Genomic DNA, 13,758 nt, shown 5'->3' with positions numbered 1-13,758 from the left:
GCTGTCTAGTCCTTATTTGGGGACATATCAGGCGCATCGACGGCTTTCATGCCTACCACATGGTAACCTGCGTCAACATGGTGGGTTTCGCCTGTGACGCCTGTGCTGAGATCAGACAACAGATAGAGCGCAGAACCGCCGACTTCGTCGATGGTCACGTTTTTGCGCAGCGGCGAATTATATTCATTCCATTTGAGGATGTAGCGGAAATCGCCGATGCCGGACGCAGCAAGTGTTTTGATAGGGCCCGCAGAGATCGCGTTAACACGGATGCCGTCTTTGCCGAGGTCTTCAGCCATGTAGCGCACGCTGGCTTCCAAAGCGGCCTTTGCAACGCCCATGACATTGTAATGCGGCATGATACGTTCAGCACCGTAATAGGTGAGGGTAATGGCGCTACCGCCTTTGTTCATCATCTTTTCAGCCCGCTGCATCACAGCCGTGAAGGAGTAGACCGAGATATCCATCGTCATCCGGAAGTTGTCGGCGCTGGTGTCGACGTAACGGCCACGAAGTTCATTTTTGTCAGAGAAACCAATCGCGTGCACGACGAAGTCAATGTTATCCCAGCGCTCCTTGAGGCCATTAAATAGACCGTCAATTGAGGCGCCATCACTAACGTCACACGGCAGAACAATGTTAGAGCCAAGGGATGCAGCCAGCGGGTCAACACGTTTCTTCAAGGCATCACCTTGATAAGAGAACGCAAGCTCTGCGCCTGCATCTGCGAGTGCTTTGGCGATACCCCATGCAATGGATTTATCGTTGGCAAGGCCCATAATGAGGCCGCGTTTTCCTTGCATTAGATTGGATGACATAACTTTCCCTTCACAGCGCCCGTTTGTTGGCGCACTCCTTTTTGCCGCGCAATGGCGGATAATATTGCATTGGTTTAGGCGATAGGGGCGACTGCTACAAGATGTGAGCGACCCGAGGAACGCACTTGACCGCAGCTGCGTTGCAGCCACCTATAGTGCGACACACAATGAATGGACCAAAGCGATGAGCGACCGAAGCGGAATTTTTTCTGGTGATGATCCTTTCGCAATCGCGAAAGCATGGCTTACCGAGGCTGAAACGACTGAGGTGAACGACCCCAATGCGATCGCGTTATCGACAGTAGACGCTGACGGTATGCCCAATGCCCGTATGGTTTTATTGAAAGAGATCGAGGCAGACGCGTTTGTCTTTTATACCAATTACGGCAGCCAGAAGGGGCAGGAGCTGACGCAGTCGGGTAAAGCCGCTTTTGTAATGCATTGGAAATCATTGCGGCGCCAGATCCGTGTTCGTGGTACAGTAGAGCGTGAAGACGGCCCACAGGCGGATGACTACTATTCATCACGTAGCCTCAAAAGTCGGCTTGGCGCATGGGCTTCCAAGCAATCGCAGCCGTTATCGTCACGCGCTGCGTTGGTTGCTGAAGTTGCAAAGGTAACGGCGTCGAAAGGGATCAACCCTAAGCGCCCTCCGTTTTGGGGCGGATTCCGAATCTCTCCGCTCGAAATCGAGTTCTGGGCTGATGGAAACTTTAGGTTGCACGATAGGTTCCGGTGGTCGCGTTCTGGGCTGCTTAGCCCTTGGAAAGTTGACCGATTATGCCCTTAATTTTTTACGCTTCGTGAAAAATGACGTACGGAGACGCTTGTATTTTCGCTTCTTACCGTCCAGTTAACTTTTGGATGGAAATTGCGGGCGTTAGTTTTGGGGACGCGCTGGCACAAACGAGAATGAAACCGACATGAACACTGACGGATACATTATGGATGGCCACGTAAAGTGGTTTGACCCGGGTAAGGGGTTTGGATTTATCGTCGCGACGGACGGTGGACCTGACATTTTGTTGCACGCGAACGTGTTGCGCAATTTTGGTCAGAGCTCGGTTGCGGACGGAACGGGCATTGAAGTCATGGTTTCAAAAACCGATCGTGGACTTCAAGCAAGCGAAGTGCTGTCGATCGAACAAAACCAGGAACCAGTTTCCTCTGGTTTGGCCGATTTCGCGGAATTTGATCCGGAAGAAATCGCTGCGACACCTGTAGAGCCAGCACGCGTCAAATGGTTCGAAAAAGCTAAAGGTTTCGGTTTCGCAAATGTGTTCGGCGATGACACTGACGTGTTTGTGCACATTGAAGTCTTGCGGCTTGCGGGGCTTGCTGATTTGCTTCCTGGTGAAGCCATTGCGCTGCGGGCCATAGAGGGTAAACGCGGGCTCATGGCGGCAGAGGTTTTGCCATGGGAAAGCGCGATTCCGCGGGACTAATTACTTCGACTATTGCAGCGATCGCATTTGCGGGGACCGTGAATGCGGGCTGTTCTTTAGATACAGTGACCATTCAGGATGATGCCGGAACAGTTCAGTTCACGGTGGATGTTGCCGATTCCAACGAGGAACGTTCGCGCGGTCTGATGTTTGTCGAAGAGATGGCGACGATGCAGGGCATGTTATTTGTTTATGAAAGTCCGCGGCGCGCGAGTTTTTGGATGCGCAATACGTTGATCCCGCTCGATATGCTGTTTGTGGATGAGTTCGGCGTTGTGCAAAATATTCACGCGATGGCCCAGCCTCTCGATGAAACACCTATTTTCGGCGGTGAGGACATTCAGTTCGTCCTAGAGATCAACGGCGGATTGGCCGCAATGCTTGGTCTTGAGGCCGGAGATCAGATGCAACATCCTAGCTTTGGCGATGACGCTGTTTGGCCCTGTGAAATCAATTGAACATTTTCGTCTTTTTGGGCTTTCCAACCGCGCAATCAGGCATTAGATGAGGCCTCGGATCGGGGCGTGGCGCAGCCTGGTAGCGCACCTGTTTTGGGTACAGGGGGTCGGATGTTCGAATCATCTCGCCCCGACCACTGGCTAGAAATGGCCGCTTCTACTAAAACCCAAGTTTAAAAGATGTTCGTCTCTAAAGAGGCCGCCCACCGGCGGCACTCAGCAGAGCGGACATCTCTGACTCGATCGATAAGTCTGGAAAACGTACCTGTTGTGCACTGCCATCGCGTTGCGGAACGCGAATGTAGTTGTCTGCCGTGACAAGATACCCTTGTGATGTGTCGTGACCCGAAAACGAAATCACAAATTTGGGGAGCGCTTCGACGGTGCCGTCGAATTGCAAAATGATTGCTGCGGCCGATTCTGGGGCGGGCAGGGATTCGCAACGCACCTCATTCGCGTTGGGCTGCACCACAGATTGGCCGGGTCCGTCGCACACAGCGGCGGCGGCAAAGAACAGTTTGTCAGGATAGCCCGTAAAATAAGCCTGCTGCGCCCCGTTTGGTGCGGCTCCGGCTGCTACTGGCGCTGTGGATCTGGGCATTTCTGTACATCCGGCCACAGCCAAAGCGATTCCAATCACTGCCCAACGCATAAATTTCTCCAACCAATTTCCAGTGGCAAGACTGACACAGCGTCCGTTGGGTGCAAGTCACGTTTCCAAGATCACGGGCATTCGAACCGCGCTGTGGATAACTCATGTAAAAAGTGAACTTTGGTGGGTAGCGTTATGGCATCGTTAGTATTTTTACGACGGTTAAAAGGTTAACAGCGTTGGCATAGCTCTGTGTGTAACCCTGAGGGAGAATCGGGAGCAGTTTTGCGGGTTCTCTTGCTTGGCTCCGGTCAAGGCTGTTTAATCCACATTTATGGTAAAAAATTCGTTGACCCACTAGGTGTAGTTGAGTGATGTTGTGCGAGCTGGATGAGATGACACAACATATAGTGTTGCAGACGGCGTGGGACAGGTTTCGAGCTACTAGATGCTGAACAGTATCGAGAACTTGAGTGCGCCCCCTCTTTTTGGGGGACGCGTCGCCTTTTTTGCCGCGTTTTGTCGTCTCAACGGCGGATAGGGTTCGACCCAACTAGGGTCGGAATGTGGGACAAGGGCCGCTGCAACGTCAGCGCCCGTATTAGACAGAGGCAAGAGCGCGATGAAAATTGAACGCAATTTCACAAAATCCGGACAGGACGCATATGCAGAGGTGGCTTTTAAGTCCGCCACGTCCGAAATCCGGAACCCAGACGGGACGATCGTCTTCAAACTTGATGACTGTCAAATTCCCGAAGAGTGGTCACAAGTTGCCTCAGACGTCATCGCCCAGAAATACTTCCGTAAAGCTGGTGTGCCTTCCGAGACTGTAAAAGTCGAAGAGGCAGGCGTTCCCGAGTTCCTGTGGCGCTCTGTACCTGCTGAAGGCGCTGAGATGTCCGGTGAGATTTCTGCGAAACAAGTTTTCGACCGTCTTGCAGGTGCATGGGCCTATTGGGGCTGGAAGGGTGGATACTTCTCAACAGAAGAAGACGCCAAGACCTACTTTGACGAAATGCGCTACATGCTGGCGACCCAGCGCGCGGCGCCAAACTCTCCTCAGTGGTTCAACACCGGCCTGCACTGGGCTTATGGCATTGATGGGCCAGCACAGGGTCACCACTATGTTGATTACCAAACTGGCGAGCTGACAAAGTCCCAGTCTTCCTACGAGCACCCACAGCCCCACGCGTGCTTCATTCAGTCCGTTGCCGATGATCTGGTAAACGAAGGCGGCATCATGGACCTCTGGGTTCGTGAAGCGCGTTTGTTTAAGTACGGCTCCGGCACTGGCACGAACTTCTCTTCTTTGCGCGCAGCAGGCGAGAGCCTCTCAGGGGGCGGCAAGTCTTCCGGTTTGATGGGTTTCCTGAAAATCGGTGACCGCGCTGCGGGTGCGATCAAGTCCGGTGGTACAACACGCCGTGCAGCCAAGATGGTTATCGTAGATGCGGACCACCCCGATATCGAAGAATTTATCAACTGGAAGGTCTTGGAAGAGCAGAAGGTCGCGTCCATCGTTGCCGGTTCCAAGATGCACGAAGACAAATTGAACCTGATCTTTGATGCGATCAAAGGTTGGGACGGTGCAGAAGCTGATGCATACGATCCAAAGGTAAACCCACAGCTGAAAGACGCTGTGCGCGAGGCCAAAAAGGTTTCTATTCCAGAGACTTACGTAAAGCGCGTGTTGGACTATGCAAAGCAGGGCCACACATCCATCGAATTCCCGACATACGACACAGACTGGGATTCCGAAGCCTATAACTCTGTCTCCGGCCAGAACTCCAACAACTCGATCCGTGTTACAGACGCTTTCTTGAAGGCCGTCGAAGAGGACGCGAACTGGAAACTGATCAACCGTAAAAACGGCGAAGTTCACAAGGTCATCAAAGCACGCGATCTGTGGGAACAAGTCGGCCACGCCGCATGGGCCTGTGCCGATCCGGGCATCCAGTACCATGACACAGTCAACGCATGGCACACCTGCCCAGAAGACGGCGCGATCCGTGGGTCCAACCCGTGTTCCGAATACATGTTTCTTGACGATACGGCCTGTAACCTCGCGTCTATGAACCTGCTGACGTTCTATGAGAACGACGAGTTTCAAGTCGAAGACTACATGCACGCGTCCCGCCTTTGGACGGTGACACTGGAAATCTCGGTGATGATGGCGCAGTTCCCGTCCAAGGAAATCGCGCAGCGGTCTTACGACTTCCGCACATTGGGCCTTGGCTACGCAAACATCGGCGGTTTGCTGATGAACATGGGCTACGGCTACGACTCAGACGAGGGCCGTTCCTTGGCTGGCGCGCTGACAGCGATCATGACAGGCGTTTCCTACGCAACATCCGCTGAAATCGCTGGTGAGCTTGGCGCGTTCTCAGGGTATGAGCGCAACAAAGAGCACATGCTCAAGGTAATCCGCAACCACCGCAACGCGGCCTACGGCGCGTCTGATGGCTACGAAAAGCTGGACGTAAAGCCGGTTCCGCTGGACCACGCCAACTGCCCAGCCCCCGGCCTGATCGACATCGCGATGTCCACTTGGGACGAAGCGCTGAAGCTTGGCGAAAAGTACGGCTACCGCAACGCTCAAGTGTCCGTTATTGCGCCAACCGGTACAATCGGCCTTGTCATGGATTGTGACACCACAGGCATTGAGCCTGACTTCGCACTGGTGAAGTTCAAAAAGCTTGCCGGTGGCGGGTATTTCAAGATCATCAACCAGTCGGTTCCGGCAGCTTTGGCGAAATTGGGCTACACAACGTCACAAGCCGAAGAAATTCAGGCTTACGCGGTTGGTCACGGTACATTGGGCAACGCGCCTGGCATCAACCACACGGCACTCGTGGGCCAAGGGTTCAGCCAAGTTGAGATCGACAAGATCGAAGCCGCGCTGCCATCAGCGTTCGACATTCGCTTCGTGTTCAACCAGTGGACGCTGGGCGAAGAGTTCTGCACCAAGGTCCTCGGCATTCCCGCCGACAAGCTGAACGACCCGACATTTGATCTGTTGAAATCCTTGGGCTTCTCCAAAGAAGAAACAGACCTCGCCAACGACCACGTTTGCGGTACGATGACACTGGAAGGTGCGCCGCACTTGAAAGAAGAGCACTACAATGTATTCGATTGCGCCAATCCATGCGGCAAAAAAGGCAAGCGTTTCCTAAGCGTTAACAGCCACATCACGATGATGGCCGCGGCCCAGTCGTTCATCTCTGGTGCAATCTCAAAGACGATCAACATGGCGAACGACGCCACCATCGAGGACTGCCAGAAAGCATACGAGCTTTCATGGTCCTTGGGCATCAAAGCGAATGCTCTGTACCGTGACGGGTCTAAGTTGTCCCAACCATTGGCCGCAGCCCTGATCGAAGACGATGACGAAGCTGCCGAAGTTCTGGAAAGCGGCAACACGATGGAAAAGGCGAAAGTTCTCGCCGAAAAGATCATCGAAAAGGTCGTCGTTAAAGAAGTCATCAAATCGCACCGCGAAAAGATGCCTCAGCGTCGCAAAGGCTACACACAGAAGGCCAACGTGGGTGGGCATAAAGTGTACCTGCGTACGGGCGAATATGAGGACGGTAACCTCGGTGAAATCTTCATCGACATGCACAAGGAAGGCGCTGGCTTCCGCGCTATGATGAACAACTTCGCCATCGCGGTGTCCGTCGGTCTTCAGTACGGCGTGCCACTTGAGGAATTCGTCGATGCCTTCACATTCACCAAGTTTGAGCCAGCCGGCATGGTCCAAGGCAACGACAGCATCAAGAACGCGACGTCGATCCTTGACTACATCTTCCGCGAACTGGCTGTGTCCTACCTCGATCGCACCGATCTGGCCCACGTGAAGCCAGAAGGCGCGTCCTTTGATGACCTTGGCCGCGGCGAAGAAGAAGGCGTGTCCAACATTCAGGAAATGTCTGACAGCGCTGCATCTAAGTCCTTGGAAGTGCTCAAGCAAATCAGCTCAACAGGTTACCTGCGCAAGCGCGTTCCGAACGATCTGGTGGTGTTGCAAGGTGGCGCTGGCGCAGTTGCATTCAGCGGCGGGGACACAGAAGCGGCCTTGGACACGCTGGTTCCGGCCGTGGCAGCAGGCGGAGGCATGGCGCAGGCTGTGTCTTCAACCACAGCGATTTCTTCGGGCACAACTGGCCTGAGCGCGCGTGATAAGGCCAAGATGCAAGGCTATGAAGGCGAAGCCTGCGGCGAGTGCGGTAACTACACGCTGGTGCGCAACGGCACCTGCATGAAGTGCAACACCTGCGGTGGCACATCTGGCTGTAGCTAATCAGTTCCGGCGGGCAGGGCGACCTGCCTGCCTGCCAGAAGCCGTAATTTTGTCGGAATTTCAAATTTCGGCCAAATCCGGCGTTAAGAAGTGGGGGCTAATTGTTTTGCGAGAATTTCGAAATAATGACCGAAAACAAGTGAATATCGGCATTTTTTAAGTGGTGTCGATGTGAGATGGCGCGGGGTCTTTGCTTATGGGGCCCGCAACGAGACCAGGGGTAAGTGCGCTTACTTCCTGACGAGGACTGAGCCGCAGGCATAAAACAAACCGGGCGGTAAACTAGTGAGCTCAGTCATTCGAACCTCGGGGTGCCCTTGTGGCCCCCCTTTTTCTTTGCAAAATCCACACCCATGAGATTGAAGAACACGGTTCCACGCCATCCTGATGAGACGACAACATCATTTGTGTCACGTTTGGCGTTCGCGAATGGGGTCCCGACGATAGTCGATCTCTTGATGGATGCTGAACTAACCATGGCGCAATTTCTCAAGGTTGGGCTCGTCGCTTTCCGATCGGCGCTTTAGGAGCGATTTGTGAGATGCTGGGCGTCTCGTTGATACATGGAAAGACCGCAACCCTTCGGTCTCTGTCAAAACCAGAGCTGGCAATTGCGACATCGGTGGGATTTCGACTGATTTACGCCGCAAATATAGTTTGCACCTTTTGCATGACGCTACAGCTCGATTATAGCACAGCGCCCATCTGCCAGGGTACGAACTCAACACCTCCAAAACCAAAGCCCTCACTTTTCGTCTCTTGGCCACTAGCAACATCAATAAGCTTTTCAAAGATTTCTGCGCCCTTCGCAGCAAGTGAAACGCCTTCCACGATGTCGCCGCAATTGATGTCGATGTCTTCGCCCATGCGCGCAAATAGATCGGAGTTTGATGACAGCTTGATGCAAGGTGCAGGCTTATAACCTGAAACAGACCCACGGCCGGTCGTAAACGCAATAAGGTTTGCACCTGACGCAACCTGCCCTGTGACAGAGCATGGATCGTAGCCTGGGCTGTCCATAAAGACGAAGCCCTTAGTTGTGAGAGTTGCGCCATAATCAAAAACGCCCGACAACGGGGCCTGACCACCCTTGGCGACAGCTCCCAACGATTTTTCTAGGATTGTTGTCAGACCGCCGCGCTTGTTGCCGGGACTGGGGTTGTTGTCCATTTTTGCGCCGTGAGCCGCGCAGTAGTTTTCCCACCACGTAATCTTATCCAAAAGCAACTGTCCGACATCCGTCGACACAGCCCTGCAAGTCAAAAGATGTTCTGCTCCGTAAATTTCGGATGTTTCCGAAAGGATCGATGTACCGCCATGTTGCACCAATAGATCGGATGCGATGCCCAAAGCCGGATTAGCGGTAAAGCCGGAGTATCCATCCGATCCACCACATTGCATGCCCAAAGTCAGCGTAGATACTGGCGCGGGCGCGCGGCTTGCTTGGTTCGCTAGTTCCGCAAGTGACGCAACATGCGCAAGCCCGGCTTCAATGGTACGGCGTGTACCGCCCATCTGCTGGATCGTCATGTAGCGTAACGCACCGTCTTTGGTGATCTTACGGTCGCCCACCAGTTCAGCGAGTTGCAGCACTTCACAGCCAAGCCCAACCAATAGGATCGCGCCGAAATTTGGATTGCGCGCATAGCCTGACAATGTGCGTAGCAAGATATCGTAGCCGTCGCCGCGATTGGCCATGCCACATCCACTGCCGTGTACGATTGGCACAATACCGTCGACATTGGGATAATCACCCAATATGCCAGACTTTTCCACCGTCTCAGTGATGAAACGCGCAACCGAGCCCGAGCAATTTACCGACGTGAGCACGCCGATATAATTGCGGGTACCAACACTACCATCTTCTCGGTGATAGCCTTCGAATGTACGGGCAAATTCAGGTGCCATGAGATGCTTAACAGACGAGGAAAAGGCATGTTCGCTGGAATGCCCGCTCATGCTTATGTTGTGGACATGCACGTGCGTGCCGGCGGGAATGAAACGCTCTGCTCTGCCGATGATTTGGCCGTAGCGTAGCACATGGGCACCCGCCGCAATGTCAACGATCGCCACTTTATGTGAGCGCGGGATCGCGGTTGTTGCGATATCCTCACCTGCTTCCAGCGCGGATAGCGCGATGGCAACATTATCAATCTCGTTCAGGCGCAGCGTTTTGGCCATCGCGTCCTCACTCATTTAATTGCACAATCGCCTTAATCAGGCCTGCACGATCTGCCGCCAATTCACCGAATGCAATCGTCAAGTCATCTAGGGAAATGACGTTAGAGCTAAGCGCATCGGCATCAATCAAATTGTCGCGGAAGGCTGACATGACCCAATCGAAATCTACCTTGAGCGCGTTGCGGCTACCAATAAGGCGCATTTCACGTTTGTGGAATTCAGGGTCGTTAAAGGTGATGTCATCTTTGACAACGCTCACCAGTACATACGATCCGCCATGGGCTACGGCAGGAAAGCCCGCCTCAATCGCGCCGCCATGTCCGGTTGCGTCAAAGAGCACATCATAACCTTCATCCGTGGCTTTGATGGCCGCCTCAACGCTCGTGTGTCCGCTGTCAAAACCGAATTTGTCAGCCGCCATAGCAAGGCGTTCTGTACTGAGATCCAGCAATGTGACATGCGCGCCCTTAAGACGTGCAAAAAGAGCAGCACCAATCCCAATGGGCCCGACACCTGTCACAAGCACCGTGTCACCGTTGGTGACACCAGATCGCCGCACAGCATGCGCGCCAATGGCCAAAAACTCGACCATTGCGGCTTGTAGAGAGGTCAACCCATCCGCAGCGTAAAGATTTTGCGCAGGGACAGCCAGCTGGGGGACGAGCCCACCATCGCGGTGAACACCAAGCACTTCGATTTTTGAGCAGCAGTTCGGCTTACCACGTCGGCAAGCACGACAATCGCCGCATGACAGATACGGGTTTACCACAACAAGATCGCCGGCCGACCAGTTATCTGTGTCCTCAAGAACACGCCCGCTGAGCTCGTGACCGATGACGCGGGGGTAGGCGAGAAACGGATGCTTGCCCTCAAAGATATGATAGTCTGTGCCGCACAGCCCAACTGCGCAGATATCAATCAGAACCCAGCCATCAGGAACTTCGGTGACGACGGGGCGGTCTTGCACCGCAAAGGTGCCAGGTTCAACGACAACACCGGCGCGCATTGTATCAGTGCTCATGCGGCTTGCCCCCGTGGTGTCCAATCATCAGGCAATGTGCCTTTAATGATCAGGCTGAGGATGTCGTCCTTATTCACGTCGCCAATCGCGAAGGCACCAACGTTGCGCCCCTTGTTCATCACGATCACGCGGTCGCACAAATCAAAGACGTCGTGCATGTCGTGGCTGATCAGGAAGATCCCGATGCCTTCGTTCTTCAGACGGATTGTCAAATCCGCGACCATTGCGGTTTCCGAGGGGCCAAGCGCCGCAGTCGGCTCGTCCATGACCAGTACTTTTGCTTGAAAATAGATCGCGCGGGCAATTGCGATAACTTGTCTTTGACCACCGGACAGCTTGGAAACGGGGTCTTTCAAATTTTTGAAATTCGGGTTGAGTTGGCGTAAGGCTTCCTTTGTCTCGGCATACATGCGTGCCTCATCAAGGTTCCCGAAACGGGTCTTAAGCTCGCGGCCGAGGAAGAGATTAGCGGCTGCATCCAGATGATTGGCTAATGCCAAAGTCTGGTAAATCGTCTCAATCCCATATTTCTTTGCGTCTTGCGGCGACTTGAATTCAACAGTGGTTCCGTTGACATTTATTTGCCCACCGCTGAGCGTCATGGCGCCCGATAGCATACGCATCAGGCAGGATTTTCCGGCACCGTTATGACCTAAAACACCAACGACTTCACCTGGATAGAGATCAACAGAGACACCTTGCACAGCATGGACACCACCAAACTGCTTATCGATATCCATCATCTGGATCAGAGGCGTATTTTGAGAGGCTGTGTCCAACATTTGAAATCCTATCAGAGAAGAAGTTGGGCCGACGCGCGTAAACGCGTCGACCCGAGTAAAACAAGCGCAATTAGTAAAGAACGTTCTGTGCGACTGGTGTGTCGATGTTCTCTTTTGTGACCATCACAACGCCAGTGTCGATGAAGTCAGTGACAGGTGTTCCCGCCAGAATGTCAGCAACAGCGTTCACGCCAAGCTCACCCATTTGGAAAGAACCTTGCACGGCTGTTGCCAGCAATGTGCCGCTATTGACCATGTCTTGCAGATCAGCGTTGCCGTCGAAACCTATCGCGACCAGTTGACCCGCTTTGCCAGCCTGTTCGATTGCGCGGCCCATGCCGATGGCTGTTGGCTCGTTGGCACCGAAGATACCAATCAAATCGTCGTTTGCAGCCAGAAGGTCGGTTGTCTGGTTCAAAGCAGTCGCCATTTGGGACTGTGAATACAGTGGACCAACGATTTCGATATCAGAGTTTTCGCCGATGTAGTCAACGAAGCAACCAACGCGACCGATTTCAGAGCCTACGCCAGCAACGTATGACATGACGGCAACTTTGCCGGTCGACCCTGCGTTGTCGATCATCATCTGTGCAGCTTGCTGACCAGCAGCGCAGTTGTCTGTGGACAAGAATGCTTGGAAGTATTGCTCGCTGCCTTCGGCCAAGCCACTGTCGATGATTGCAACAGGAATACCGGCTTCAAACGCACGCCGAACGACTGGCGCCAGAGCTTCTGGGTCGGATGGTGCAAGCACAATCGCTGCAACGCCACGGTTGATGGCGTTCTCAACCAAAGCAACCTGATCAGCTATTGCAGATTCAGCGGCTGGGCCGTTGAACGTCATCGTGTGTTCGCTGATGCCCTCGATGGCTGCGGACGCGCCTTTGTTGACGTTCTGCCAGAAGCTGGAGTTCGTCGTCTTGACGATTACAGCGATTTCACCTGCGGCTGCAACGGATGCTGCTGTCGCCAGGACGCCTGTAACGAGGGCTGTTGTAAGTAATTTCTTCATGGTTTCCTCCCTTTGAAGACTTTCGTGTCGTTAGTTATTTCTTGTTCCGGAACTGGTCGATATAGACCGCCCCGATCACCACGATCCCGATAATGATCTGCTGAATGAAGGCAGAGGTGCCCGCCATATTCAGGCCATTGCGTAGAACGCCGATGATGAATGATCCGATCATACTGCCGGAAATGCTGCCGACGCCGCCCATCAGGGACGCTCCGCCGATGACGGATGCTGCGATGGCATCCAGTTCGTACATGACGCCTTCGTTTGGCTGCACGGTGACAAGGCGAGACATCAAAACCATGCCTGAAAGCCCAGCCAATGCACCTGACGCGGTGTAGGCCCAAATTTTTGTACGGTCGACATTTACACCCGACAGGCGTGCCGCCTCTTCGTTAGAACCTACGGAAAAGATATGACGACCGATCTGACGCTTTTGTAAAAGGAACGCGCCGATGATCGCGACAATGATCAACAGCACAGCCGGATAAGGAACACCTGCAAAGATAACCTTTGGAAAACCGTTGTCCTGCATCTCAACCACGCGGAAGAATGTACCGTTGCCAAGCGTGCCAAAAGCCTCGCCAAGACGACTGATCGGGGCCGCGCCTGTCAATTGCAGCGCAATACCACGTGCAATCATCATCATACCGAGCGTTGCGACAAAGGGCGTGATCCGCATCTTGGTGATGACAAGACCGTTTACGAACCCACATGCCGCGCCCGCCATAATGCCAAGCGCCATGGCAGGGATAACTGGCACACCAGCCTTGATGACCAGTCCGGCGACCACCCCGGCCAAGGCCAAGACCGAGCCAACACTCAGGTCGATGCCGCCAGTTATGATGACCATGGTCATCCCAATCGCCAACAAGCCAATGACCGAAGTCTGGAGCAAAACAGTCAAACCGTTGTTCACTGTCAGAAAGGCAGGGCTCGTGAACGAGAATGCCAGAATCAACAAGAGCAGCGTCAGCAATGCTGAGATCTTGTGCAGCGTCGACCCACTGGGCAAAAAGCTGAGTTTTGATTTGCCGTCATTGGCAGCCATGTTGATCTTCCTCCCGCGACAATCCAACTCATCTGAGAGTTTTATGTCTTTAATAATAAAAAACCGTACGGCGTCAATATTGCGACGTCAAGTGTTTTTAATTT

The 13,758-nt window shown here is 53.6% G+C and carries 11 protein-coding genes and 1 tRNA gene; 5 read left to right on the top strand and 7 right to left on the bottom strand.

Going from position 1 to position 13,758, the window contains the following annotated elements; translation table 11 throughout:
- Window positions 1-5: 5 nt before the first annotated feature.
- The gene (fabI, locus tag OCA8868_RS01950; RefSeq protein WP_093994862.1) at window positions 6-818 is read right to left on the bottom strand and encodes an enoyl-ACP reductase FabI; all 813 of its coding nucleotides are present in this window, start codon (window positions 816-818) and stop codon (window positions 6-8) included.
- Window positions 819-1,002: 184 nt separating this feature from the next.
- Here fabI and pdxH point away from each other — a divergent pair, with 184 nt between their 5' ends.
- The 4 genes from pdxH to OCA8868_RS01930 all read left to right on the top strand — a co-directional run bounded on the left by pdxH (window position 1,003) and on the right by OCA8868_RS01930 (window position 2,858).
- Window positions 1,003-1,608, top strand: coding sequence for a pyridoxamine 5'-phosphate oxidase (pdxH, locus tag OCA8868_RS01945; protein ID WP_093995482.1), 606 nt, complete (start codon window positions 1,003-1,005; stop codon window positions 1,606-1,608).
- A gap of 133 nt (window positions 1,609-1,741) precedes the next feature.
- Window positions 1,742-2,263 (top strand): cold-shock protein, encoded by a 522-nt coding sequence (locus tag OCA8868_RS01940; protein WP_093994861.1) that lies wholly within the window; start codon window positions 1,742-1,744, stop codon window positions 2,261-2,263.
- The gene (locus OCA8868_RS01935; RefSeq protein ID WP_093994860.1) at window positions 2,236-2,721 is read left to right on the top strand and encodes a DUF192 domain-containing protein; all 486 of its coding nucleotides are present in this window, start codon (window positions 2,236-2,238) and stop codon (window positions 2,719-2,721) included. The genes OCA8868_RS01940 and OCA8868_RS01935 overlap by 28 nt, the downstream gene beginning before the upstream one ends.
- A 60-nt stretch (window positions 2,722-2,781) precedes the next feature.
- Window positions 2,782-2,858, top strand: a tRNA-Pro gene (locus OCA8868_RS01930).
- Window positions 2,859-2,911: 53 nt separating this feature from the next.
- Here OCA8868_RS01930 and OCA8868_RS01925 read toward each other — a convergent pair.
- Entirely contained in the window at window positions 2,912-3,373 is a 462-nt protein-coding gene (locus OCA8868_RS01925; RefSeq protein WP_093994859.1) for a hypothetical protein, read from the bottom strand.
- A 562-nt stretch (window positions 3,374-3,935) separates the two neighbouring features.
- On the opposite strand from OCA8868_RS01925, the gene OCA8868_RS01920 reads away from it, so the two are divergent.
- Window positions 3,936-7,610, top strand: coding sequence for a vitamin B12-dependent ribonucleotide reductase (locus OCA8868_RS01920; protein WP_093994858.1), 3,675 nt, complete (start codon window positions 3,936-3,938; stop codon window positions 7,608-7,610).
- Window positions 7,611-8,297: 687 nt separating this feature from the next.
- Here the strand turns inward: OCA8868_RS01920 and OCA8868_RS01915 are convergent.
- The 5 genes from OCA8868_RS01915 to OCA8868_RS01895 form a co-directional block, all read right to left on the bottom strand.
- Entirely contained in the window at window positions 8,298-9,806 is a 1,509-nt protein-coding gene (locus OCA8868_RS01915; protein ID WP_093994857.1) for a UxaA family hydrolase, read from the bottom strand.
- The gene (locus OCA8868_RS01910) at window positions 9,799-10,812 is read right to left on the bottom strand and encodes a zinc-binding alcohol dehydrogenase family protein (RefSeq protein WP_218822665.1); all 1,014 of its coding nucleotides are present in this window, start codon (window positions 10,810-10,812) and stop codon (window positions 9,799-9,801) included. Before OCA8868_RS01910 ends, OCA8868_RS01915 begins: the two co-directional genes overlap by 8 nt.
- The gene (locus OCA8868_RS01905) at window positions 10,809-11,594 is read right to left on the bottom strand and encodes an ATP-binding cassette domain-containing protein (RefSeq protein ID WP_093994856.1); all 786 of its coding nucleotides are present in this window, start codon (window positions 11,592-11,594) and stop codon (window positions 10,809-10,811) included. Before OCA8868_RS01905 ends, OCA8868_RS01910 begins: the two co-directional genes overlap by 4 nt.
- Before the next feature lie 70 nt (window positions 11,595-11,664).
- Entirely contained in the window at window positions 11,665-12,606 is a 942-nt protein-coding gene (locus tag OCA8868_RS01900; protein ID WP_093994855.1) for an ABC transporter substrate-binding protein, read from the bottom strand.
- 34 nt (window positions 12,607-12,640) lie between these two features.
- Complete coding sequence (locus tag OCA8868_RS01895; protein ID WP_093994854.1) at window positions 12,641-13,654, bottom strand: ABC transporter permease; 1,014 nt, start codon at window positions 13,652-13,654, stop codon at window positions 12,641-12,643.
- Window positions 13,655-13,758: the final 104 nt, after the last annotated feature.

Source organism: Octadecabacter ascidiaceicola (genome assembly GCF_900185015.1).
GTDB classification, from domain to species: Bacteria; Pseudomonadota; Alphaproteobacteria; order Rhodobacterales; family Rhodobacteraceae; genus Octadecabacter; species Octadecabacter ascidiaceicola.
This window is presented reverse-complemented; position numbering and strand designations above follow the sequence as displayed.